This window comes from Meridianimarinicoccus zhengii (assembly GCF_003254465.1).
Classification (GTDB): Bacteria; Pseudomonadota; Alphaproteobacteria; order Rhodobacterales; family Rhodobacteraceae; genus Meridianimarinicoccus; species Meridianimarinicoccus zhengii.
In genome coordinates, this window is record NZ_QDFI01000004.1 from 90,491 (window position 1) to 112,052 (window position 21,562).

Below are 21,562 nucleotides of genomic sequence, written 5' to 3' on the forward strand. Positions count from 1 at the left end.
CATGGCGACGCTGATCCAACTCAAACCGCAGCCCTTTTCCTTCACCGGGCCGGTCACCGCCGCCGCAGCCGCTTTCGCGGGGCTGTTCGTCGGCACGGCGCAGGGGTCGGGGCTGCTGGGTATCTTGCTGGGTGCGGCCCTCGGGGCCGCGCTGGCCTGGGGGCTGATGCAGGCACCGCTGCCGCGCCGCACGATGCGCTGGGGCATAGCCGCGTCCTCCGCCCTGGTCGGGCTGCTGGTCGGCGGCACGATGGGGCTGATCGTCGGGGCCGCGTTCGGCGCCTTCTTCGGCTGGTTCCCGCTGTGGATCGCGGATGGACGGTACCGGGCGGGCCTGCCGCCCTATCTGACACCGGGCGAGGTGCTGTGGCATTACGCCTTCCGCGTGATCTGCGGGCTGATCTTCTTCTTCCTGATCGCGCCCATCGTGGTGGTCATGCCGCTCAGCTTCAATGCCGAGAACTTCTTCACCTTCACGCCCGCCATGCTGTCGCTCGACCCCGCGGGCTATTCGCTGAAGCATTACGAGGATTTCTTCGGCAACAGCGATTGGCAGGCGGCCTTGCGCAACTCGCTGACCATCGCGCCGGTGGCGACGCTGCTGGCGGTATCCTTCGGCACGCTCGCCGCCATCGGCCTGAGTTCGGAACACGTGCCCTTCCGGCAGGCGATCATGGCGATCCTGATCTCGCCGATGATCGTGCCGCTCATCATCTCGGCGGCGGGGATGTATTTTTTCTACAGCCGCATCGGTTTACAGGGGACCTATGTCGGGGTCGTGCTGGCCCATGCCGCGTTGGGCATCCCCTTCGTCATCATCACCGTCACGGCGACGCTCGTGGGATTCGACCGGTCCCTGACCCGCGCGGCGGCGAACATGGGGGCGAACCCGGTGACGACATTCTTCCGGGTGCAGATGCCGCTGATCCTGCCCGGCGTGATCTCGGGCGGGCTTTTCGCGTTCATCACGTCCTTCGACGAGGTTGTGGTGGTGCTGTTCGTGGGCTCCGCCAGCCAGAAGACCCTGCCGTGGCAGATGTTCATCGGCCTGCGCGAACAGATCAGCCCGACGATCCTTGCGGTTGCGACGATTCTCGTGTGCCTGTCCATCGCGCTGCTGACGACGCTGGAACTGCTGCGGCGGCGGTCCGAGAAACTGCGGGGCATGTCACCGGGCTGACGCCGCGCGCCCCGAGGGCGCGTCACTCATCCTGCGATGTCGATATCCATCACGAGAATGCCGTTGCGTCCGTCCACCGCATTCTCGGCGAGCCGGGCGCCAAGCGCGCGATGTGTTGCATCGGTCGCATAGGTCTCGAGATCCGCCCAGCCGTCGAAATCGATGACGAAGCCGTGCGTGTAACCGCGTTCCATGCCTTCGGGACTTTCGGAACGCCCCCCGCTGAAGCCGCGCGCGCCCGGCAGGGCTGAAACCAGCGCAGCCAAGCCATCAAGGATCGCCGTGATCTCGGATTCCGCCGTCTGGGGCTTGAACTTGACCAGCACGATATGGCGAATCATGCCGCGCCCTTTCGGTGGCGGAACGGGCGCAATGGGCGGGTGCACGTCACCCGAACGTTTCCGTCCACCATTCGCGGAACTTCTGCCGTGTCCCACGGAACCTTGCATGCGCGGCATCGGCGGCATCGTCCGCATTGTCGAACCCTTCCGCAACACGCGCGACGACCGGATCGACCCGGTTGCGCCAGAAGCGCTTCAGCGCCATGCGAACGAATATCACCAGTGCCGCAAGCGCCGACAGGACCACGATGTTGAACCACGGGATCACCCGCATGTCCGGTCCTGTCGCGGGGCTTATCGCCAGCGCGTTGGGAAAGATCGAGAACAGGTTGCTCCGCCAGCCGTAGTAGCGCACGAGCATCCATTCCGGCGCCTCGCGCGACGACACGCTGTCGGCGGCCCGCGCCTGAAGATCGGCGGAATCGAACTTGTAATACGGCGGCCACCCCCAGCCCGTGTCCTCGTTGCGGAACACGATGGCGGTGCCGCTCTCGGTCACGCCGCTGATGAACTTCACGTCCCGGTTGCCGGTGCTGTCGCCCGGTTCGGACCCGCCCCAGAACAGCGATCCCGCAGGTACTTCCACGCGGCGCACCTCGGTCTCGACGATGCGCATGACGTTGTGCCGGGGCAGGGTGTAATGCAGGAAGCCCGCCGCCAGCAGGGCCACAAGCGCGATGAAAGTCCATTTCACATAGGCCATGAGCGCCCTCTATATCCCGTTCGTGACAAGCACGTATCCGATGAGGCCGAAGATCGGTATCCCGAAAACGACCGCGGCCAGACGCCCGCGTATGCGCGCAGCATAGGCGCGAACGCCGGCCTGCACAAATGCCCGTCGCTCCGTCGGGGATGCCGCCGGGTTGAAATCCTCTTCCAGCCGATCGCGGCGGCGCGCGCAGAGCCACGCCAGCAGACTGGCGTAGATCACCGCGAGCGGGATCAGCAGCAGAAGTATGAGGCGCACGAAGGCCATCGGGGTCTCCTTTCACCCACATCTAGGGGCTGCGGGGCGCGGGACAAAGCCCTGCTTGACGCACCGCGGTGGACGCAGCAGGCTCGCTCCATGCGCCCCGGCCCCCGCAACCTCATCACCGACGTTCCCGGCGTGGCGGTCGGACAGGCGCAGGATGCGCACCTGAAATCCGGCGTCACGGTGCTGGTGGGCGATGCGCCTTTCACCGCCGCCGTGCATGTCATGGGCGGGGCGCCGGGCACCACCGAAACCGACCTTCTGGCTCCGGACAGGCTGGTGCAGCAGGCCGATGCACTGGTGCTGGCGGGCGGGTCGGCTTACGGGCTTGCCGCTGCCGACGGGGTGCGCGCGGGTCTGCGCGCCGCGGGCCGCGGCTTCGCGGTGGGCGATCAGCGCGTGCCGATCGTGCCGGGGGCGATCCTGTTCGACCTGCTCAATGGCGGCGACAAGTCGTGGGACGCCAATCCCTATGCCGCACTGGGGCGGGCGGCGCTGGATGCCGCCGGGGCGGAGGTCACGCTGGGCAGCGCAGGCGCGGGCATGGGGGCAATGACCGGCACGCTGAAAGGCGGGATCGGGTCGGCATCCATCTTGGTCGGGGACATCACGCTGGGCGCGCTGGTGGCGGTCAACGCGCTTGGCAGTGCCACGGTGGGGACAGGTCCGCATTTCTGGGCCGCCCCATTCGAGCACGGCGCCGAGTTCGGCGGGCGCGGCCCCTGCCCCGCGCCGCCCGCGCCCGACGTGCCGCGCCTGTCCGCCGGACCGGGACAGGCGACGACCATCGCCATCGTTGCCACCGATGCGGCGCTGACGCAGGCGCAGGCCACGCGGCTGGCCGTCGCCGCCCATGACGGGCTGGCCCGTGCGCTGGTGCCGAGCCATAGCTTGCTGGACGGGGATCTCGTGTTCGCTGCAGCGACCGGCGCGCAGCCCCTGCCCGACCCGCTGGAGACGCCGTTCCAGCTGGGCCACGCCGCCGCCCTGTGCCTGTCGCGCGCTATCGCCCGCGCGGTGTTCCACGCCAGTCCCGCGCCCGGCGATCCCAAACCTTGCTGGCATGCGCTGTATGGCTGACGCCTAGGCCCCCAGCAGGTCAGCAATCATGGCACTGGTCGGGTCGCGCAGCGCATCGATCACGTCGAAATGGTGGCGCCCCGCCGCCTGCCGCACCGGCGCGCCCCACGCCGCGCCCAGCCAACGCGCCTGGTCCAGAAACGCCGGTCGTTCATTCGCACCGACCCAAACCGCCACGGCAACGCTGTCGCACTTCTTCCCCAGCGCCGGGCTTTCCGCAGCGGCTTCTTCCGCGTCAAGCCGCAGGTCGGTGTTCATCGAGGTCCGCAACAGCGGGCGCAGGTCGGACAGCGGCGAAATCGGCACCACGCGCTGCACACGCGCCGCGACATCGCCCGGCAGCGGCCCATCCGCCATCGCCATGCGTGCCACCAGATGCCCGCCCGCCGAATGGCCCGCCAGCGATATCGGGCCCGCGACGTGTCCCGCCGCCGCCGTCACCGCCGCCGCGATTTCGGTCGTGATCGCCGCGACCCGCGCCGCGGGCGCCAGCGTGTAGGACGGCACCGCACAGGCCCAGCCCGCAGACGTGCACCCGGCGGCGAAATGGGACCAGTCCTCGCGCCCGAACCGGCGCCAATAGCCGCCATGAACGAAGACGGCCAGCCCCGTCGGCCGTCCCGCCGGGTAGAACAGGTCGTATCGCTGCCGCGCACCGGATCCGTAGGGCAGGTTCAACCGTGCACGCCCAAGCGCGGCTTCCACGGCACGCCACTCCGTGGCCGCGTCTGCCCAGCGGTCGGGATACGCCGCCGCCCCCGCAATATGGCCGGCATTGTCATAGGCCGCATCCAGTTCCATCGCGCCTCCGTTCGACGCAGCGATTTCATGCTGGCGTCACAAATCTGTCATGCGCCTGTGACCCCTCGGGCGCAGCACCCGAGGGCTTGTACAACAGGGAGTCCCGGATGACACGTCTCGTCTGTCTCACCTCCGCATGCGCATTGCTGGCCGGTGTCGGCCACGCGCAGGAGATGAATTTCAATCGCATCGCATCGTTCCCGGTCGCCGCGAACATGGCCGAAGGCGCGGATACCAGCCGCACCAGCTCGTCCGAGATCATCTCGGCCAGTGCGGATGGCATGACGCTGGTCTATTCCGACAGCCCGTTGGGCGTGATCGGCATGATCGACATCACCGACCCGGCGAACCCGCAGCCGATGGGCAGCATCGCGTTGGACGGCGAACCGACAGCCGTGTCTGCGCTTGGCAATACGGTTTTCGCGGGCGTGAACACGTCGGAAAGCTTCACCGATCCGTCGGGATACCTGCTGCATATCGACATGGCGACGGGCGCCGAGGCCGGACGCTGCGATCTGGGCGGCCAGCCCGACAGCACCGCCGTCGCCCCCGACGCCTCCTTCGTCGTGGTCGCCATCGAGAACGAGCGCGACGAGGACGCGGGCGATGGCCGCGTGCCCCAGATGCCCGCGGGCTACGTGGCGATCATTCCGCTGGATGCAGACGGCATGATGCAGTGCGACGCGCAGGTGCGCGCCGACGTCACGGGTCTGGCCGAGGTCGCGCCCGAAGACCCGGAACCCGAATTCGTGGACGTGAACCCCGCGGGCGAGATCGTCGTGACGCTGCAGGAAAACAACCACATCGTGGTGCTGTCGTCCGCGGGCGAGGTGCTGAGCCATTTCTCCGCCGGTGTGGTTGACCTCGACAACATCGACATGACCGACGAACGTGCGGCGCTGATTTTCGACGAAAGCGCCACGGGCATCCCGCGTGAACCCGATGGCATCCAGTGGATCGACACCGACCATTTCGTCACCGCCAACGAAGGCGACATGGATGGCGGGTCGCGCGGCTTCACCGTGTTCCGCAAGGATGGCACCATCGTCCATGAAAGTGGTGCGTCCTTCGAACATGCCATCGTGCAGATCGGCCACTATCCCGACCGCCGCTCGGACGCGAAGGGCGTGGAGCCGGAAGGCATGGAATTCGCCAGGTTCGGGGACACGCCGTATGTGTTCCTGCTTGCAGAGCGGTCGTCGGTCGTCGGCGTCTACGACTTGAGCGACCCGGCGAACCCGGTGCTGGCGCAGCTTCTGCCCTCGGGCATCGGGCCCGAAGGGGCGGTAGCCATCCCGCAGCGCAACCTGCTGGTGACCGCGAACGAGGAAGACCTCGGGGAGGACGGCGCGGCACGCTCGCACGTGATGATCTTCGAATACCAGGACGCGCCGGCGGTCTATCCGCATCTCACGTCCGAAGGGATGGAGACGCTGACCGGCTGGGGTGCCAATTCCGGCATGGTCGCCGACAGCGACGGCACGATCTGGGCGGTCAATGACAGCTTCTACGGCTTCCAGCCCACGATCTTCCACATCGACCCGAGCCAGACACCGGCGCGGATCGTCAATGCCATCCCGGTGACGCGCGGCGGACGTCCGGCGCAACTGATGGACATGGAAGGCATCACGCTGGACGGCGAAGGCAATTTCTACGTCGTCAACGAGGGCCGTCTTGATCGTGGCATCCTGCACGCGATCAACCACGTGACCGCCGAGGGCGAAATTGCCGCGACGATCCCCTTCCCGAAGGAGATCATGGCCGTGGAACGCCGCTGGGCCGCCGAAGGCATTGCGAAGGTCGGCGACACGCTGTGGATCGCGCTGCAGCGTTCGTTCGACGACGACCCGGCGAACCACGTGAAGCTGCTGGCCTACAACCTCGAAACCGAGGAATGGGGCGCGGTGCACTATCCCACGACCGAACCGGCGACGGGCTGGGTCGGCCTGTCGGAAATCACCCTGCACGGCGATCATGTCTACATCATCGAGCGGGACAACCAGCTTGGCGACCGGGCGGTGACCAAGAAGATCTACCGCGTGGCCCTGTCCGACATGACCCCGGCCCCGCTGGGCGGCGCGTTGCCCGTGGTCACCAAGACCGAAGTGCGCGACCTGATCCCCGACCTGACATCGACGGGCGGTTACGTGCTCGACAAGGTCGAAGGGCTGGCGATCCAGTCGGACGGCACCGCGTGGGTGTCCACCGACAATGACGGCGTGGACGACCATTCGGGCGAGACGATGTTCTTCAGCATCGGGCGCATCGACGGCTGAACCGCGCCCACCGAACAGAAAACGCCCCCGCCGGGATGACCGGCGGGGGCTTTGCGTTGCCCGTCACGGGCCGTTTTGATCAGGCCGCGGGTTCGGCGGCAACGTCGATGGCCTTGCCGTTGCCGCTGGCAATCTCGATCCGGCGCGGCTTCAGCGCCTCGGGCACCTCGCGCACGAGATCGATATGCAGCAGGCCGTCGGCATGGGCCGCATCGGTCACGCGCACATGATCGGCGAGGTGGAACCGCCGGTCAAAGGCGCGGGTGGCGATCCCGCGATGCAGGTAGACGCGGCTGCCATCCTCGTCCTCGGCCTTGCGGCCACTCACGATCAGCGCGTTTTCCCGCACTTCAACGGACAGCTCGTCCGCGCCGAAGCCCGCCACGGCGATCGTGATCCGCCACGCGTCATCAGCGGTCTTTTCGATGTTGTAGGGCGGATAGCTGGGGGCTTGCACATCGGATGCAAGCACCCGATCCATCAGGTCGGCGATCTGGTCGAATCCCACCGTGGCACGGTAGAGCGGGGCAAGATCGAAGTTACGCATGGGTCATCCTCCTCAAAGCGATAACACGTCGCGGCTTCCGTCATGGACAGCCGCTTGTCGTGCCGGACCCCGACTGGCGGTCCGGCATCGGTGAGGTGGGAAACCCCGTGGCGCATTTCAAGGGGATCGTGCTTCAGTCGGCTGGTCCGCCAATTGCCGTCGCAGGCGGTCGATCGCGTCCAGCGACACCTCGACCGCGAGGACACGACCCTTGGGGATGGGCACCTTGGCCCGCGCGATGATCGACGACGCCACGGCAACGAGAACCGGCGCGCCATCCACCATCTGGTAGAGCGGCGCACCCGACACCCCCGGAAGCCCTTCGCAGGTCGTCCGGATCAGTGGACCCACGCGGGCCTCGAACCCGCAATCGCGCTGCGCCGACAGGATCTGCGACCTGTCCAGCCCATAGGACAGCAGCGTGAAGGGCATGTCGGTGCGGACACCGACATGGAGCCGCGCCGGGTTGATCGCCGCGGGCATCGCCGCGTCGAGCTGCACGAGCGCGAGGTCACGATGCACCGTCTGTCGTTCCCGGTCATAACCCGGCATGACGACGATACGCATGCCGGTGCCGTGCGCGGCATAGGTGCCAACACGATACCCCGGCAGAAAATGCACGGCGGTCGGATCCACCAGGCGCCCGGTGCGCCGGTTCACAAGACAATGCGCCGCCGTCAGCACAGTATCGGGGGCAATCAGCGTGCCGGTGCAGTATCCGTGCCCGGTCACGTTGAGCCGCCCGACGGCGTTCCACGCGGCCTGTTCCGTGGGCGAGGTCATCCGCCGTTCCACCGCGGCCGCGCTGGCCACCATGGCACAGACCATCAGCAAGACCAGGGACGCTGCACCAACAATGAAACGAACAGGGATCATGCCGCGCTTATGGCACGGCCCAGTCCCGCTGTCGCGGGGTCATGACCGATGGGCGGCAATCTCGGCCGGTTTCGGCCCGCCGGTCGCCCAATCGATCAGCTGCACCGTGTGCACGATAGGCACCGCCGTGCCGCTGCCGATCTGCATCATGCACCCGATATTCCCCGCGGCGATAAGGTCCGGCTGCGTCGCCTCCAGCGTGGCGACCTTGCGTTGTTTCAACTGACCGCTGATCTCCGGCTGTAGCAGGTTGTAGGTGCCCGCCGAGCCGCAGCACAGATGCGGGTCCTTCGGTTCGACAACGGTAAAGCCCGCGCGCTTCAGCAGGTCCTTGGGGGCGGCCTTGATCTTTTGCCCGTGCTGCAGCGAACAGGCGGCGTGGTAGCCCACGCGCAGCGGTTCGGGTGCGGCGAGCCCTGGCAGGTCCAGCGATGCGAGGTATTCCGTCACGTCCTTCGCCAGCCCCGACACGGTTGACGCTTCCGCCGCCATGGCATCGTTGCGCAGCATGTGGCCATAGTCCTTCACCGTCGTGCCGCAGCCCGAGGTGTTGATGATGATCGCGTCCAGCGGGTCCGCCTTGTGCGCAGCCATCCAGGCGCGGATGTTCTTCTTCGCCGCCGCGTGGCTCTCGTGTTCGCGGCCCATGTGATGCACAAGCGCGCCGCAGCAGCCCATGCCGCGGGCGATCACGACCTCGATGCCCGCACGGGTCAGCACGCGGATGGTGGCATCGTTGATCTCGGTGTTCAGCGCGCGCTGCGCGCAGCCGGTCATCAGAGCCACGCGGCCCACGCGCGTGCCCTGTGCCGCGAAGGTCTGCGGATCGTCGTTGCGCGATACCGGCGGCACCTGCTTCGGCGCCATGTCCAGCATCGCCCGCAGCCGCGCATCCGGCATCAACCGCTTGAAGGGTCGCGCGATCTTGGCCCCCAGCAGCGCCAGCCGGAACCGCGTGGGATGGGGCAGCACGAAGGCCAGCACCCAGCGCAGCGCCCGGTCGTGCCATGGCCGCTTGTAGGTCTTCTCGATATAGGCGCGGGCCTCGTCCACGAGATGCATGTAATGCACGCCCGACGGACATGTCGTCATGCAGGCCAGACAGGACAGGCAGCGGTCGATATGCGTGACGGTCTTTTCGTCGGCAGGCCGCCCGCTCTCGAGCATCTCCTTGATCAGGTAGATGCGCCCGCGCGGGCTGTCCAACTCGTCGCCCAGCACCTGGTAGGTGGGGCAGGTCGCCGTGCAGAACCCGCAATGGACGCAGGCGCGCAGCACCTCGTTGGCGCGCGCGATGCCGGGATCGGCCAGTTGTTGTGGCGTGAAATTCGTCTGCATCGTGGGGACCTCAGGCCATCAGGCCGGGATTGAGAATGCCGCGCGGGTCGAACCGGGCGCGCAGGCCGTCGGACAGGGCAGCGACGCCCGGTGCCTCTGGCTGGAACGAACGGATCGCGGCGCGCGTATCGGCACTGGCGCGGATCAGGGTGGCGTGGCCGCACATGCCCACAAGAAGCGGGCGGATATCGGTGCCGTCGGGCACCAGGAGCCAGACGCGCCCCCCGCCCCAATCGTATTGTGCCTGTGCGCCCGGCACCCGCGCCACCAGCCCTGGCGCATCGCCCGGAACGGTAGATAGGTGCCACACGTCGCCCGGAACATCGGCAAAGCCCCGCACGTCGCAGACATGGACCCAGGCCGCTTCCACGCGGGCCGGATCGGTATCGAGGTCGAACGTCCCGAACTCCGCCAGCGCCGCCTGAAGCTGCCGGGCACGATAGGCGACCGAGTCCGCGAAGCCTTCGATCCGGATCATCGTCACCGGCGCGCCGCCCTCGCCCCGTTGTAGATGCGCGGCGCCGGTCACCTCGAACGGGGTGCCAAGCGCTTCGGTCAACGCGCGGATTGCCGTCGCATCGTCCAGCCCCTCGCGCCGCAGCACGGCCACGGTTTCCGGACAGGGCAGCAGCTTGAAGGCCACCTCGGTCAGCACGCCCAGCGTGCCCCAGCTTCCCGCCATCAGCTTTACGAGGTCATAGCCGGTAACGTTCTTCATCACGCGCCCGCCATTGGACACCACGCGCCCGGACCCATCGACGAATCGCACGCCGATCAGGCTGTCGCGGCAGGCACCGCGCACCATGCGGGCGGGGCCCGAAGCGTTGGCGGCAACCATGCCGCCCAGCGTGGGCTGTCCGTGGCTGCCAAGCAGCGCGCGGTGATCCATCGGCTCGAACGGCAGGCGCTGGCTTTCGGCGGCCAGCGCCGCCTCTACCTCGGCCAGCGGCGTGCCAGCCCCCGCGACCAGGGTCAGCGCGCCCGGCTCGTAAAGCCGGATACCCGACAGCCGCGCGGTGGACAGCGGCTGCCCCGCGACCGGGCGGCCCACGCCGCGCGTATCGCCGCCCACGATCCGCAGCGGCCCGGTCGCCGCGGCCACGGCCTGCGCCAGTTCGGCCTCGTTCGCGGGGGCCAGTGCGGGCTGGTCCATCACCTCGCTCATGCAGCCGCACCCCGGCGCGCGGCGCTGGATGCCAGCGGGAATACCTTGGCCGGGTTCAGCAGCCACTTGGGGTCAAACGCGTCCTTGACGAGCATCTGCGCCTCAAGGTCGTCGGGGGCGAACTGCGTGCTCATAAGGTCGCGCTTCTCGATGCCGACGCCGTGTTCGCCGGTCAGGCAGCCGCCCACCTCGACGCACAGCTTCAGGATGTCCGCGCCCAGCCCTTCGGCCAGCGCCAGGTCGCCCGGCTTGTTGGCATCGTAGAGGATCAGCGGGTGCATGTTGCCGTCGCCCGCATGGAACACGTTGGCGACCCCCAGCCCGTATTCCTGCGCCATCTCGCCGATGCGTTTCAGAACGTATGGCAGTTCGCTGACCGGAATCGTGCCGTCGAGACAGATGTAATCGCCCATCTGCCCCATGGCCCCGAAGGCCGATTTGCGCCCAAGCCAGATCGCGGCGCTTTCCGCGGACGACTTGCTTTCACGCATCTCGACCGGGTTGTGGCGGCCCGCGATTTGCTTGATGAGACCCAGCTGGTGGTCGATTTCCGCGTCCGCACCCTCGACCTCCACGATCAGCAGTGCGGCGCAATCGGGATATCCCGCGCCGGTGAAGGCCTCGCAGGCGATGATGCAGGGGCGGTCCATGAACTCGATCGCGACGGGCAGGATGCCGGCCTTGATGATGTCGGCCACGCAGGCGCCCGCCACCTCGGCGCTGTCGAATCCCAGCAGAACCGGGCGCGCGCCTTCGGGCTTGGGCAGGATGCGCAGCGTGGCCTCGGTCACGACGCCCAACTGCCCTTCGGACCCGCACACGAGCCCCAGCAGATCGAGCCCCGGCGCATCGCAGAACGGCCCGCCCAGTTCCACCACCTCGCCGGTCATCAGCACCATGGTCACGCCCAGCAGGTTGTTCGTGGTGACGCCGTATTTCAGGCAATGCGCCCCGCCCGAGTTCATGGCGATGTTGCCCGCAATGGCGCAGGCCAGTTGCGAGGATGGGTCGGGCGCGTAGAAGAAGCCGTCATCCTCCACCGACTGGGTCACGGCCAGGTTGGTCAGACCCGCCTGCACCCGGATGAAGCGGTTCGGCAGATCCGTTTCAAGAATGTCGTTCAGCCGCGCCACGCCCAGCACCACGCAATCGGCCGTGGGCAACGCCCCGCCCGCCAGCGACGTGCCCGCGCCGCGCGGCACCACCGGCACATTCGCGGCATGGCAGATGCGCAGCACCGCCGCGACCTCGTCGGTGGTGCGGGGCAGCACCACGGCCATGGGCGGACAGGTATAGGCCGCCAGCCCGTCGCATTCATAGGCGCGCGTTTCGGCCAGGTCGTCGATCACGGCATCGCCCGGAAGCACGGCACGCAACTGCGCGACAAGCTCTTCCTTTCCAGCGATCACAAGATCGCTCGGCTTCGGCATTTCCATGGCAATCCCCCCTATTGGTCACTTTATATTACCAATTGATCGCTATGGCAACCGTTCAAATGGCGCTGTAAAGCTGCATCATGGATATCACGTCGCTCCCCCACCTGCTCACACCGCTTGATGTCGCGGCGGTCGCGGCCCTTTTCCTGACCTGGGCAGGGATCACCATCGTGATCGAACGCGGGCTCGGCAAGCGGTCGTCCGTGTCGATGCTGATGTCCGACTACCGGCGCGAATGGATGCGCCAGTCCGTGACCCGCGACCCCAAGGTCTATGACGCGCTCATCATCACGTCATTGCGCCAAAGCACGGCATTCTTTGCGTCCACGGCGGTATTCGTGCTGGGCGGCCTTCTGGCGATGATCGCCAATATCGACCGGCTGTCCGAAGTGGCGTCGGATCTCACACTGGAACAGACACCCCCCATCGTGTGGGAGGCGAAGCTTGCGGTCGTTCTGTTCCTCGTCACCAACGCCTTCCTGAAATTCGTCTGGTCGCACCGTGTGTTCGGCTATTGCTCGGTCGTCATGGCGGCGGTGCCGAACGATCCCAACGATCCGGTGGCCATGGTCCGCGTGGACCAGGCGGCAGAACTGAACATCAGCGCGGCGCGGGCCTTCAACCGCGGGCTGCGATCGGTCTATTTCGCGCTGGGGTCACTTGGCTGGTTGTTGGGGGCGGTAGCGCTGTTGATCGCGGTGGCAATCACCGCAACAGTGCTGTGGCGACGCGAATTCAACTCTCTCACGCGCGCTGCACTGATGCGCGCGCGCCCCTGACGCGGTTGTGTCTGGCAGTGGCACGACCGGGCTGGCACCTTGACCCCATGAAACCTCTACGCCCGCTTCTTTGTGTCGCCCTTCTGTTTGCCACGCCGGTCGTCGCCGACGCGCCCGAGGTTGTCGCGGTCAGCGCCGACCGGCAGGGCGATATCTGGAGAATCGACGTGACCCTCCGCCACCCGGACACGGGCTGGGACCACTACGCCGACGGGTGGGAGATTCTGACCCCCGACGGCAGGCGGCTGGGTTTCCGCGAACTGTTCCACCCCCACGTGAACGAACAGCCCTTCACCCGGTCGCTGGACGGCGTTGTCATCCCGAAGGGCGTGACGCAGGTGATGGTCCGCGCGCGCTGCAATGTCGATGGCTGGGCGACGGAAACCGTGACGGTCAATCTGCCGGACTGAGACTGGCACGCGACCGGCACATCGGTCGCCCCGCCCTTTGCGCGATCCGGACGAGCCACAGCAGCACGGGGCCGGGAAACGTTCCTCAGGCCGCGTGCCGCTTGCGCCCTTCCCAAAGCCATGCGCCGACCGTCAGACCGGCGGCGAGGATCAGCCAGATCCAGCCCGGCAGAAGCGGCATCACCGACACCGACGCGGTTTCATAGGCGCCGCGCGGCGTGATCCCGATCCAGCCACGGCCAGCCGCCGGCCGGCCTTCGCGGACCGGGCGCACATCGACCGCTCCCTCGGACATGGCGCGCACGCCTCCACCCGTCGCGGCGATTACCTCGTCCATGGCCGCGCCGCTGGCGATGGTCTGTTCGAATTCGCGCGGTGCCGAGGGACCAAGCGCCGCGACCGTCGTCCGGTCGCCGTCCGCGATGCGGTAGAGCCCGACATCAAGCCCCTCCAGCACAGCCTCGAACCGGCCCGGTGCCACCTCGGTCGGGGCGACTGTCGTCTCGGTCCCGTCGGGCGCAGTCACGGTGAAACCTTCGACCCCATCGCCGAGGGTGCGGCGGGTTATGGTCAGCCGGTCGCCATCGCCCTCGGCGATCAGCGCCTCTTCCTCCAGTTCCGGTTCCTTCATCATCCAGTGCGCGAGCCGGCGCAGCAACTCCAGTTGCGGCCCGCCGCCTTCGAACCCGCGGTTCCACAGCCACGCGTGATCCGACGCCAGTAGCGCCACGCGCCCCTCGCCCACCCGGTCCAGAAGCAGGAGCGGCCGTCCGTCCGTGCCCGCCATCACGACTTCGGTCTCCGGCGTCGGGGCCACGTCCACCAGCCGGAACCAGCGGCCCCAGTCGGGCCCCTCGTCGGCGCGGTCCGCCGCGTAGCCTTCGTCAAGTCCCGCCGTCACGGGATGCTTGCGCCCCAGATCCGTGATCGTTGGCCGGTAGCCCGTTTCCAGTACCTGCGCCGTCGGTTCGCCGGGCAGCACCGCAGACAGGGGGGAGCGATAGAGGCTCGCCGCCGACGCATAATCCGGCCCCGCCGCCACCAGCACCGCGCCGCCGCCTTCGACATATTGACGGATATTGTCGAGATAGATGCCCGGCAGGATCCCCCGCCGCTTGTAGCGGTCGAAGATGATCAGGTCGAACTCGTCGATCTTTTCCAGAAACAGCTCGCGCGTGGGAAAGGCGATGAGCGACAGTTCCGTCACCGGCACGCCGTCCTGCTTTTCCGGCGGACGCAGGATGGTGAAATGCACCAGATCGACGCTGCTGTCGGATTTCAGAAGGTTCCGCCATGTGCGTTCCCCGGCATGGGGTTCGCCCGACACCAAGAGCACCCGCAGGCGGTCGCGCACGCCGTTGATGCGCACCACGGCTGCGTTGTTGCGGTCGGTCAGTTCGCCCTCCGCCGAGGCCACGGTGAACTGGATCACGTTCATGCCGCCATGGGGCAGCGTCACGGGCACCTCCAGATCCCGGCCGACGGGCACGGTGATCTGGCGCGGTTCCTCGCCATCCACGGAATAGCTGAGCTGCGCGCGGCCGCCCAGATCGGCGGGCACCGCGCCCTGGTCCTCGATCCGCAGGGTGAGGGTTACGGGCTCGCCCAGGATGGCATAGGCCGGTGCGTTGGTCACGATCAGCCGCCGGTCCCAGTCATCGGGCTGGCCGCTCAGCAGCAGGTGCAGCGGCGCGGGCAGGTCGGGTGCCGCGTCCACGTCGTGCAACTGCCCGTCCGACAGGAACACCACGCCCGCCAGCCGCGACCGGGGCACATCCGCCAGCGCGCCCGACAGGGCCGCCATCCCGAGACTGCCCGCATTGTCCGGTGCGTCGCCCATCTCCACCACCCGCAGGTCCGTGTTCGCCAGTTGCGCCACCTCCGCTTCCAGCGAGGTGAGGGCCGCAGCAGTCTGGGCAGGCCGGTCCGCGATCCGCTGGCTGGCACTGCGGTCCACCACGGCGACGACGATGTCGCTTAGCGGATCGCGGTCCTCGGACTGCAGCGACGGGTTGGCGAGCGCCGCAAGCACCGCCAGCGCCGCGAAACCCCGCAGCCACCAGCCCGACAGCCCGCGCCACAGCGCGACGGCGACGGCGACCGCCATCAACACGGCCAGCGCGATCAGCAGCGGCAGGGGCACCAGCGGCGCATAAAGGATCTCGTGGGTCATCAATTCCCCAGTCGGTCAAGCAGGGCGGGCACGTGCACCTGGTCGGATTTGTAGTTGCCGGTCAGCACATGCATCACGAGGTTGACGCCGAAGCGGAACGCCAGTTCGCGCTGCCGCTCCCCGGCATAGCCACGACCGACCGGGAACATCCGCCCGCCGCGGTCGTCCAGTGCCCAGGCCGCGGCCCAGTCGTTGCCGCCGATCACCACCGGCGTCACCCCGTCGTTCAGGTTGCGGAACGGCATCCCCTCCACCAATTCAGCATCGGGCGGGGCGGCCTCGACCCACAGGTCGCGGCCCGTGTAGCGACCCGGAAAATCCTGCAGGAGGTAGAAGGTCCGCGTCAGGACATGGTCGTTCGGCAGCGGCTCCAAAGGCGGGATGTCGAGCGGCCGGGCCAGCCGTTGCAGCTTGCGCCCGGTGGCGGTACTGCCCCCCGGCCCGGACACGTCGGCGTCGCGCGTGTCGAACAGGATCATGCCCCCGGTGCGCAGATAGGTGTTCAGCCGGGCATAAGCCTCGGCGGACGGGATCGGCTGGGCATCGGTCACGGGCCAGTAGAGGAACGGGTAGAACGCCAGTTCATCGGTTTCGAGGTTCACGCCGCGCGGTGCCGCCGGTTCGATCGATGTGCGTGAAAACAGCACCTGAGACAGCCCGTCGAGCCCGGCGCGCGCGATCTCGTCGACGCGGGCATCGCCAGTGATGACATGGGCCAGCACCACGTCCGAGGTCGCCGCGATGGCGATATCCTCGGGCACCGTGTCGCGCGTTTCGCCGTCCTGCGCGCGCGGCGCGGTCGCCCCCAACGGCACCAGCAGCATCGCCAGCGCCACGGCTGCCGCGCGCCGCGCGGGACCGGACAGCCGTGGCAGCTTGCCCGACAGCGCAAGCGACCCCAGAAGATCGGCACAGACGAGGATCAGCACGAGCGCCAGCAGCACCCCGGCCAGCGGCGTTTCCTGCGCCACCGCAAGTCCCTCTACCGCGATGCGCGAGGGCCATGCGGCGGGAGCGAGCACCGTGTCGGGGCCGGCGATGTTCAGCGCGATGCGCCGATCGCCGCCCGTGTAGACGCCCGGCGGCATGTCCGGCCCCGGCACGCCGGCGGCCAGCCGTTCACCCGGCACCGCGGTCAGCCGCCCGGCTTCCGACACGCGCCCGAAGGCATCCATGACCTGCACAGGCTGCCACATGGTCCCGGCCAGATCGCCGGGATCGGGCGCCGCCACCTGCGACGACACCGCCAGCCGGTCGAGCATCTGCACGAACAGGCCCGACAGCGGCAGCGTGGACCATTCGGCATTGGCGGTGACGTGGAACAGGACCACCTGCCCGCTGCCGATGCGGGTCCGCGTGACCAGCGGCGTGCCATCGGAAAGGGCCGCGATGGTGCGGTTGGACAATTCCGGGTCCGGCTCAGCCAGAACCTGCGCCGACACCGACACGTCATCCGGCACGGGCAGGCCGCGGAAGGGCCCGTCCTCGGGGAAGGGGGCCAGTTGCTTGGGTTCGCCCCAACTCATGGCACCGCCGACGCTGCGCCCGCCCGCGCGCAGCCGCACGGGGAGCAGCGGATCGGCTTCGCCCGTGGGCGACTCTGCCGCCGCCAGCCGCGGCCCGGCGAAGCGCACCAGCAGCCCGCCGCTGTCGACCCAGTCGACAAGCGGTTGCGGATCGGCCAGCCGCGCGACATCGGCCAGAATGATCGCATCGGGGTTCGCCAGCAGGATATCTTCGAGCGCGCCGTCAATCAGGTCGGCGGACGGTGCCAGCGCCTGTTCAAGATAATGCAGCGGCGACAGCAGTTGCAGCCCCTCGCGGTCGTCCCGCCCGGCGATCAGCGCGACCTCGCGGCGGCGCAGGGCGTCGTCGGTCAGGCTGACCGCCCCGGCCGAGGACTCGCCCGTGATGGCGAAGCGCGTGATCCGGTTGCGCAGTTCGGGCGGCAGCACGAGCACCGTTTCGGCCTGCGTGGCATCGGCGGCAAAGGCCAGTTCCGCCTCGGCCAGGTCCCGCTCGACCCCAGCCGGATCGAGCCCGCGCGCGACCACCGTCACCGCCTGTTCCAGCCCGGTGCGGTTGCGTAGGCCGGTCAGGGTGATCGCACCGTCCGCCTGTACCGGCGGGCGCAGGGCCATCACCGGACGCGGCGTTTCGGCAACCCGCACCGGTCCGCGATCCTCGAGCGCTGCCAGCAGGGGCGCGCGACTGTCGCGGGCCAGACCGTCCGACAGCCACAACGTGGCGAAGCGCCCTTCCAGCCCCGCAGCCCAGTCGGCCAGCACATCCGGGTCGGGGGCATGGGGCGCGGGCGCAAGCTGCGGCAGGTTGGGCAGAACGGCCTCGGCCCCCGTGAAGACCGACCCGCCCGGCGGCAGGTCCGTCGCCGCGACCACGGCGACCGGACGCCCGGACCGGCCGGCATCGGTCACGGCCTGCTCCACCCGCGCCATCCGCGCCGCCCAGTCGGGGGCATCCGCCCACGTGGCATCCACCAGCACCAAGAGCGGCCCGCTGCCGCCATCGCGCGCCTGCGGGTTCAGGACCGGCCCGGCGAAGGCCAGGATCAGCGCCGCCACCGCCAGCATCCGCAGCAACAGCAGCCACCACGGCGTCTTGTCGCTTTGCGTTTCGTCATCGCGCAGACCGAGCAGCAGCACCACACCGGGAAAGCGCCGACGCACCGGCGCGGGCGGCACCACGCGCAGCAGGAACCACAGCACCGGCAGCGCGGCCAATGCGCCCAGCAGCCACGGCGTGGCGAACCCGATGGCACCCAGCGTCCACATCAGCGACGCCGCTCCAGCGCGCCGTAAAGCCACATGAGCGCCGCCTGCGCGCTGTCACCGGTGTGGTGGCACAGGCATTGCCAGCCGGTCAGCGCCGCCAACTCCGCCAGCCGCGCCTTGCGCTCGGCCAGCCGGTGCAGGTAGCGGTCACGCAGCGCACCAGCCTCCAGAGTCTCATGGCGCATGCCGCCGCCCATGCTTTCGAACACCGTGCGCCCGTCGAAGGGAAACGCCTCTTCCACGGGATCGAGCACCTGCAGCAGCACACCCTTCACCCCGATATCCGCGGCTTCGGTCAGGGCCTGTTCGACCTCCACCAGCGGGCCCATGAAATCCGATACGAACATCGCGCGCGACCGGGGCAGCATTCCCGTCGTTTCCGGCGCGCCGAAATCTTCGCGCGCCGCGGTCGGGGTCAGCAGGCCCTCGGCGATCCGCAACAGTTGCACGTCGCCGCGCCGGGGCGGCACGGCATGGCCGGTCAACCCGACCCGTTCGCCCCCGCGCAACAGCAGGATCGCAACGGCCATGGACAGGAGCTTGGCGCGGTCGGCCTTGGGCGCGCGGCCTTCGGCGGCGAAATCCATCGACTGGCCCGGGTCGATCCAGATCGCTACGGTCTGCGCCGCCTGCCATTCCTTTTCGCGAATAAAATGGGTGTCGGACCGGGCCGACCGGCGCCAGTCGATCAGGCGCGCCTCGTCGCTGGCCATAGCGGGGCGGTATTGCCAGAATTCCTCGCCCATGCCGGGGCGGCGGCGCCCATGTTCCCCAAGCAGCATGGTAGAGGCCAGATGCTCGGCATCCGCCAGAAGCGCGGGCAGCGGCGCGGCCAGCGCCTCCCCGTCGCGGCGCAGGGTGCCGCGGTCGTAGACGCCCGCGCCCGCCGTCACGCCGCCGCCTCGGACCGGGTCGCCATGGCCGCGACCTGTTCGATCAGCGGCCGCAGCCCTTCGCCCCGTGCCCTTGCGGCAAAGGTCAGTTGCATCCGGTGCACCAGAACCGGCACGGCCATGCGCGCCACGTCCTCGGCGGTGGGCACCAGGCGGCCCTCCAGCAGCGCCTGCGCGCGCACCGTCAGCATCAGCGCCTGCGCAGCACGCGGTCCCGGCCCCCAGGCGACGCTTTCGCGCACCAGCGCGGGACTTTCGGGGTTCTCCGGACGGCAGGCACGCACCAGATCGAGGATCGTCTCCACCACCGATTCCCCCACGGGCATCCGGCGCAGCAGCGTCTGCGCGGCCAGCAGGCTCGGCCCGTCGAAGACGCGATGGGACTGTGCATCCTCGATCCCCGTCGTGGCCAGAAGGATGTCGCGTTCCGTGTCGCGGTCCGGGTTCAAGACGTCGATCTGCACGAGGAACCGGTCAAGTTGCGCCTCGGGCAGCGGATAGGTGCCTTCCTGCTCGATCGGGTTCTGGGTCGCCAGCACGTGGAAGGGCAGGTCGAGCGCATGGGGCTGGCCCGCGATCGTCACCGACTTTTCCTGCATCGCCTGCAAAAGCGCCGACTGTGTGCGCGGGCTGGCGCGGTTGATCTCGTCCGCCATCAGAAGCTGGGTGAAGACCGGCCCGCGGATGAAGCGAAACGAGCGCGCCCCGTCCGTGGCCGTTTCCAGCACCTCGGACCCAAGGATATCCGCCGGCATCAGGTCGGGCGTGAACTGGATGCGCGCGCTGTCGATGCCCATGACCGTGGAGAGGGTTTCGATCAGGCGGGTCTTGCCCAACCCCGGCAGGCCGATCAGCAGCCCGTGACCGCCGCACAGCATCGCCGACAGTGTCAGATCGACGACCCGCTCCTGCCCGATGAACCGGCGGGTGATGCTGCCCTTCGCCTCCGCCAGTTTTTCGCCGAGCGCTTCGATTTCGGCCACGAGGTCGCCGTCTTGGGCCATGACAAAGCCTCCGCTATGCATATATCGATGGCTTGAACCTATCCCGTCCGCCGCAAATGGCAAAACCGCAAATGGTGAAAACCATGGCCGCACAAAACATCGTGAAACCCTCCGCCGACAGTCTCGCCGCCTCGGCGCGGGCCGCGGCAGCGAAGGGTCCGGCCCCGGTCCACCTGTGGAACCCGCCGTTCTGCGGCGACATCGACATGGAAATCCGGCGCGACGGGACATGGTTCTACATGGGCTCGCCCATCGGGCGCCCGGCGATGGTGCGGCTGTTCTCGTCCATCCTGAAGCGAGAAGGCGATGACTTCTTCCTCGTGACACCGGTGGAAAAGGTGGGCATCCGCGTCGAGGATGCACCCTTTGTCGCCCAGGACGTGGCGGTTTCGGGCCGCGATGCGGACCAGCGGCTGACCTTCACGACCCATGTGGGCGACACGGTGACCGCCGATGCGGACCACCCGATCCGAATGGCGCACAAGCGCGACACCGGCGGCGCGGTGCCTTACGTCATGGTGCGCGCGGGGCTGGAGGCACGGATCGACCGCAAAACGTTCTACCGGCTCGCGGATATCGGGGACGTGGTGGCGCGCGACGGCACGGACTGGTTCGGCCTGTGGTCGGGGGGCACGTTCTTCCCGCTCGTTCCCGCGGCGGACCTGCCCGCGGATTGAGCGGTCGCGGAACCCGTTCACCAGTCCTGCGCCACAATGTTTCAACGCCGCATGGAATCGACTACCCTGGGCATATGACCGATTTGGGACCAACCGCATCGACCCCCAGCAGGGCCGAGACACTTGGCGACGCCATGGTGCATGCCGCAGGGCTGCTTGCGGCACTGATCGGCGTGCCGGTTCTCGTCACCCTCGCTGCCGTCTGGCACGGCAGCGTGACGGCACTCATGGCGGTGGGCATCTACGGTGCGGCCCTGCTGGCGATGCTGGGCTGTTCGGCGGCCTATCATCACCTGCCCCGTCCGGGCTGGAAGCCGATCCTGCTGCGGCTCGACCATTCGGCGATCTACCTCAAGATCGCAGGCACCTACACGCCTTTTGCGCTGCTGTCCGGCGGGGCGGGCAGCGGGCTGGTTGCCGGGCTCTGGGGGGCGGCGGTCGCGGGCTGCGGATTGCATGTGTTTGCCCATGGCCGCGCGCGCTGGCCGGGCTTCGCGCTGTATCTTGCGATGGGGTGGGCCGGACTGCTGGCGGGCTGGGCGCTTTTCGACACGCTGTCGCCTGTCGTGATGGCCCTGATCGTGGCGGGCGGCGTGATCTACACTCTGGGCACCGCATTTTTCCTGTGGGATCGCCTGCCGTTCCATACCGCGATCTGGCACGGCTTCGTGCTGGCCGCGAGCGCGCTTCTGTTCTTCGCCGTGACGCTGCACATGGCCCAGACCGCGCCGGGCATCGTGGCACCGGCGACGCTCTAGGCCGTGTCTGCAATCAAGGGATTCCCGTTTGGTCTCATTTCTGATTCAAGATCGAAAACGGAG

The 21,562-nt window shown here is 68.3% G+C and carries 20 protein-coding genes; 7 read left to right on the top strand and 13 right to left on the bottom strand.

All coding sequences use genetic code 11. From position 1 onward, the window contains the following. Position 1: 1 nt before the first annotated feature. Positions 2-1,180 carry an ABC transporter permease gene (locus DDE13_RS02320; protein WP_111401137.1) on the top strand — a complete coding sequence of 393 codons (1,179 nt, stop codon included), beginning with the start codon at positions 2-4 and terminating at the stop codon, positions 1,178-1,180. A gap of 26 nt (positions 1,181-1,206) precedes the next feature. On the opposite strand, the gene DDE13_RS02325 is transcribed toward DDE13_RS02320, so the two are convergent. Genes DDE13_RS02325 through DDE13_RS02335 form a run of 3 tightly spaced genes read right to left on the bottom strand, consistent with a single transcriptional unit; the run spans position 1,207 to position 2,497 of the window. Beyond that, positions 1,207-1,521 carry a Dabb family protein gene (locus DDE13_RS02325; RefSeq protein WP_111401138.1) on the bottom strand — a complete coding sequence of 105 codons (315 nt, stop codon included), beginning with the start codon at positions 1,519-1,521 and terminating at the stop codon, positions 1,207-1,209. 46 nt (positions 1,522-1,567) lie between these two features. Continuing rightward, entirely contained in the window at positions 1,568-2,224 is a 657-nt protein-coding gene (locus DDE13_RS02330) for a DUF1523 family protein (RefSeq protein WP_111401139.1), read from the bottom strand. Between the two features lie 9 nt (positions 2,225-2,233). After that, positions 2,234-2,497 carry a hypothetical protein gene (locus DDE13_RS02335; RefSeq protein ID WP_111401140.1) on the bottom strand — a complete coding sequence of 88 codons (264 nt, stop codon included), beginning with the start codon at positions 2,495-2,497 and terminating at the stop codon, positions 2,234-2,236. A 90-nt stretch (positions 2,498-2,587) separates the two neighbouring features. Between DDE13_RS02335 and DDE13_RS02340 the strand changes: the two genes are divergently transcribed. Next, positions 2,588-3,574: a P1 family peptidase gene (locus tag DDE13_RS02340; protein WP_111401141.1), complete on the top strand. Its 987-nt coding sequence runs from the start codon at positions 2,588-2,590 to the stop codon at positions 3,572-3,574. 3 nt (positions 3,575-3,577) lie between these two features. Here DDE13_RS02340 and DDE13_RS02345 read toward each other — a convergent pair whose 3' ends face one another. Then, the gene (locus tag DDE13_RS02345; protein WP_111401142.1) at positions 3,578-4,375 is read right to left on the bottom strand and encodes an alpha/beta hydrolase; all 798 of its coding nucleotides are present in this window, start codon (positions 4,373-4,375) and stop codon (positions 3,578-3,580) included. Between the two features lie 107 nt (positions 4,376-4,482). Between DDE13_RS02345 and DDE13_RS02350 the strand changes: the two genes are divergently transcribed. Beyond that, the gene (locus DDE13_RS02350; RefSeq protein WP_111401143.1) at positions 4,483-6,651 is read left to right on the top strand and encodes an esterase-like activity of phytase family protein; all 2,169 of its coding nucleotides are present in this window, start codon (positions 4,483-4,485) and stop codon (positions 6,649-6,651) included. A gap of 79 nt (positions 6,652-6,730) precedes the next feature. On the opposite strand, the gene DDE13_RS02355 is transcribed toward DDE13_RS02350, so the two are convergent. The 5 genes from DDE13_RS02355 to DDE13_RS02375 all read right to left on the bottom strand — a co-directional run bounded on the left by DDE13_RS02355 (position 6,731) and on the right by DDE13_RS02375 (position 12,013). After that, positions 6,731-7,198 (bottom strand): Hsp20 family protein, encoded by a 468-nt coding sequence (locus DDE13_RS02355; RefSeq protein ID WP_111401144.1) that lies wholly within the window; start codon positions 7,196-7,198, stop codon positions 6,731-6,733. A gap of 117 nt (positions 7,199-7,315) precedes the next feature. After that, entirely contained in the window at positions 7,316-8,014 is a 699-nt protein-coding gene (locus DDE13_RS02360) for a trypsin-like serine peptidase (protein WP_162630830.1), read from the bottom strand. A 99-nt stretch (positions 8,015-8,113) separates the two neighbouring features. Beyond that, positions 8,114-9,412 carry a glycolate oxidase subunit GlcF gene (glcF, locus tag DDE13_RS02365; protein ID WP_111401146.1) on the bottom strand — a complete coding sequence of 433 codons (1,299 nt, stop codon included), beginning with the start codon at positions 9,410-9,412 and terminating at the stop codon, positions 8,114-8,116. Between the two features lie 10 nt (positions 9,413-9,422). Then, positions 9,423-10,550: an FAD-binding protein gene (locus tag DDE13_RS02370; RefSeq protein ID WP_111401161.1), complete on the bottom strand. Its 1,128-nt coding sequence runs from the start codon at positions 10,548-10,550 to the stop codon at positions 9,423-9,425. A gap of 23 nt (positions 10,551-10,573) precedes the next feature. Beyond that, positions 10,574-12,013, bottom strand: a complete 1,440-nt coding sequence (locus tag DDE13_RS02375; protein WP_111401147.1) for an FAD-linked oxidase C-terminal domain-containing protein — start codon at positions 12,011-12,013, stop codon at positions 10,574-10,576. Between the two features lie 80 nt (positions 12,014-12,093). On the opposite strand from DDE13_RS02375, the gene DDE13_RS02380 reads away from it, so the two are divergent. Next, on the top strand, positions 12,094-12,792 hold the full coding sequence (locus DDE13_RS02380) for a DUF599 domain-containing protein (protein WP_111401148.1): 699 nt from the start codon (positions 12,094-12,096) through the stop codon (positions 12,790-12,792). 47 nt (positions 12,793-12,839) lie between these two features. Further along, complete coding sequence (locus tag DDE13_RS02385; RefSeq protein ID WP_111401149.1) at positions 12,840-13,202, top strand: hypothetical protein; 363 nt, start codon at positions 12,840-12,842, stop codon at positions 13,200-13,202. Between the two features lie 85 nt (positions 13,203-13,287). Here DDE13_RS02385 and DDE13_RS02390 read toward each other — a convergent pair whose 3' ends face one another. From DDE13_RS02390 to DDE13_RS02405, 4 genes are read right to left on the bottom strand one after another with little or no spacing between them, the layout of a single operon-like run. Further along, on the bottom strand, positions 13,288-15,375 hold the full coding sequence (locus DDE13_RS02390; protein WP_111401150.1) for a hypothetical protein: 2,088 nt from the start codon (positions 15,373-15,375) through the stop codon (positions 13,288-13,290). Then, on the bottom strand, positions 15,375-18,167 hold the full coding sequence (locus tag DDE13_RS02395) for a DUF4159 domain-containing protein (RefSeq protein WP_111401151.1): 2,793 nt from the start codon (positions 18,165-18,167) through the stop codon (positions 15,375-15,377). The genes DDE13_RS02390 and DDE13_RS02395 overlap by 1 nt, the downstream gene beginning before the upstream one ends. Further along, positions 18,167-19,060, bottom strand: a complete 894-nt coding sequence (locus DDE13_RS02400) for a DUF58 domain-containing protein (protein WP_235868555.1) — start codon at positions 19,058-19,060, stop codon at positions 18,167-18,169. Before DDE13_RS02400 ends, DDE13_RS02395 begins: the two co-directional genes overlap by 1 nt. Continuing rightward, positions 19,057-20,064: an AAA family ATPase gene (locus DDE13_RS02405; RefSeq protein ID WP_111401152.1), complete on the bottom strand. Its 1,008-nt coding sequence runs from the start codon at positions 20,062-20,064 to the stop codon at positions 19,057-19,059. The genes DDE13_RS02400 and DDE13_RS02405 overlap by 4 nt, the downstream gene beginning before the upstream one ends. Positions 20,065-20,147: 83 nt before the next feature. Here DDE13_RS02405 and DDE13_RS02410 point away from each other — a divergent pair, with 83 nt between their 5' ends. Further along, positions 20,148-20,741, top strand: a complete 594-nt coding sequence (locus tag DDE13_RS02410; protein WP_111401163.1) for a DUF1285 domain-containing protein — start codon at positions 20,148-20,150, stop codon at positions 20,739-20,741. Between the two features lie 134 nt (positions 20,742-20,875). Continuing rightward, positions 20,876-21,499 carry a PAQR family membrane homeostasis protein TrhA gene (trhA, locus tag DDE13_RS02415; RefSeq protein ID WP_235868556.1) on the top strand — a complete coding sequence of 208 codons (624 nt, stop codon included), beginning with the start codon at positions 20,876-20,878 and terminating at the stop codon, positions 21,497-21,499. Positions 21,500-21,562 lie beyond the last annotated feature (63 nt).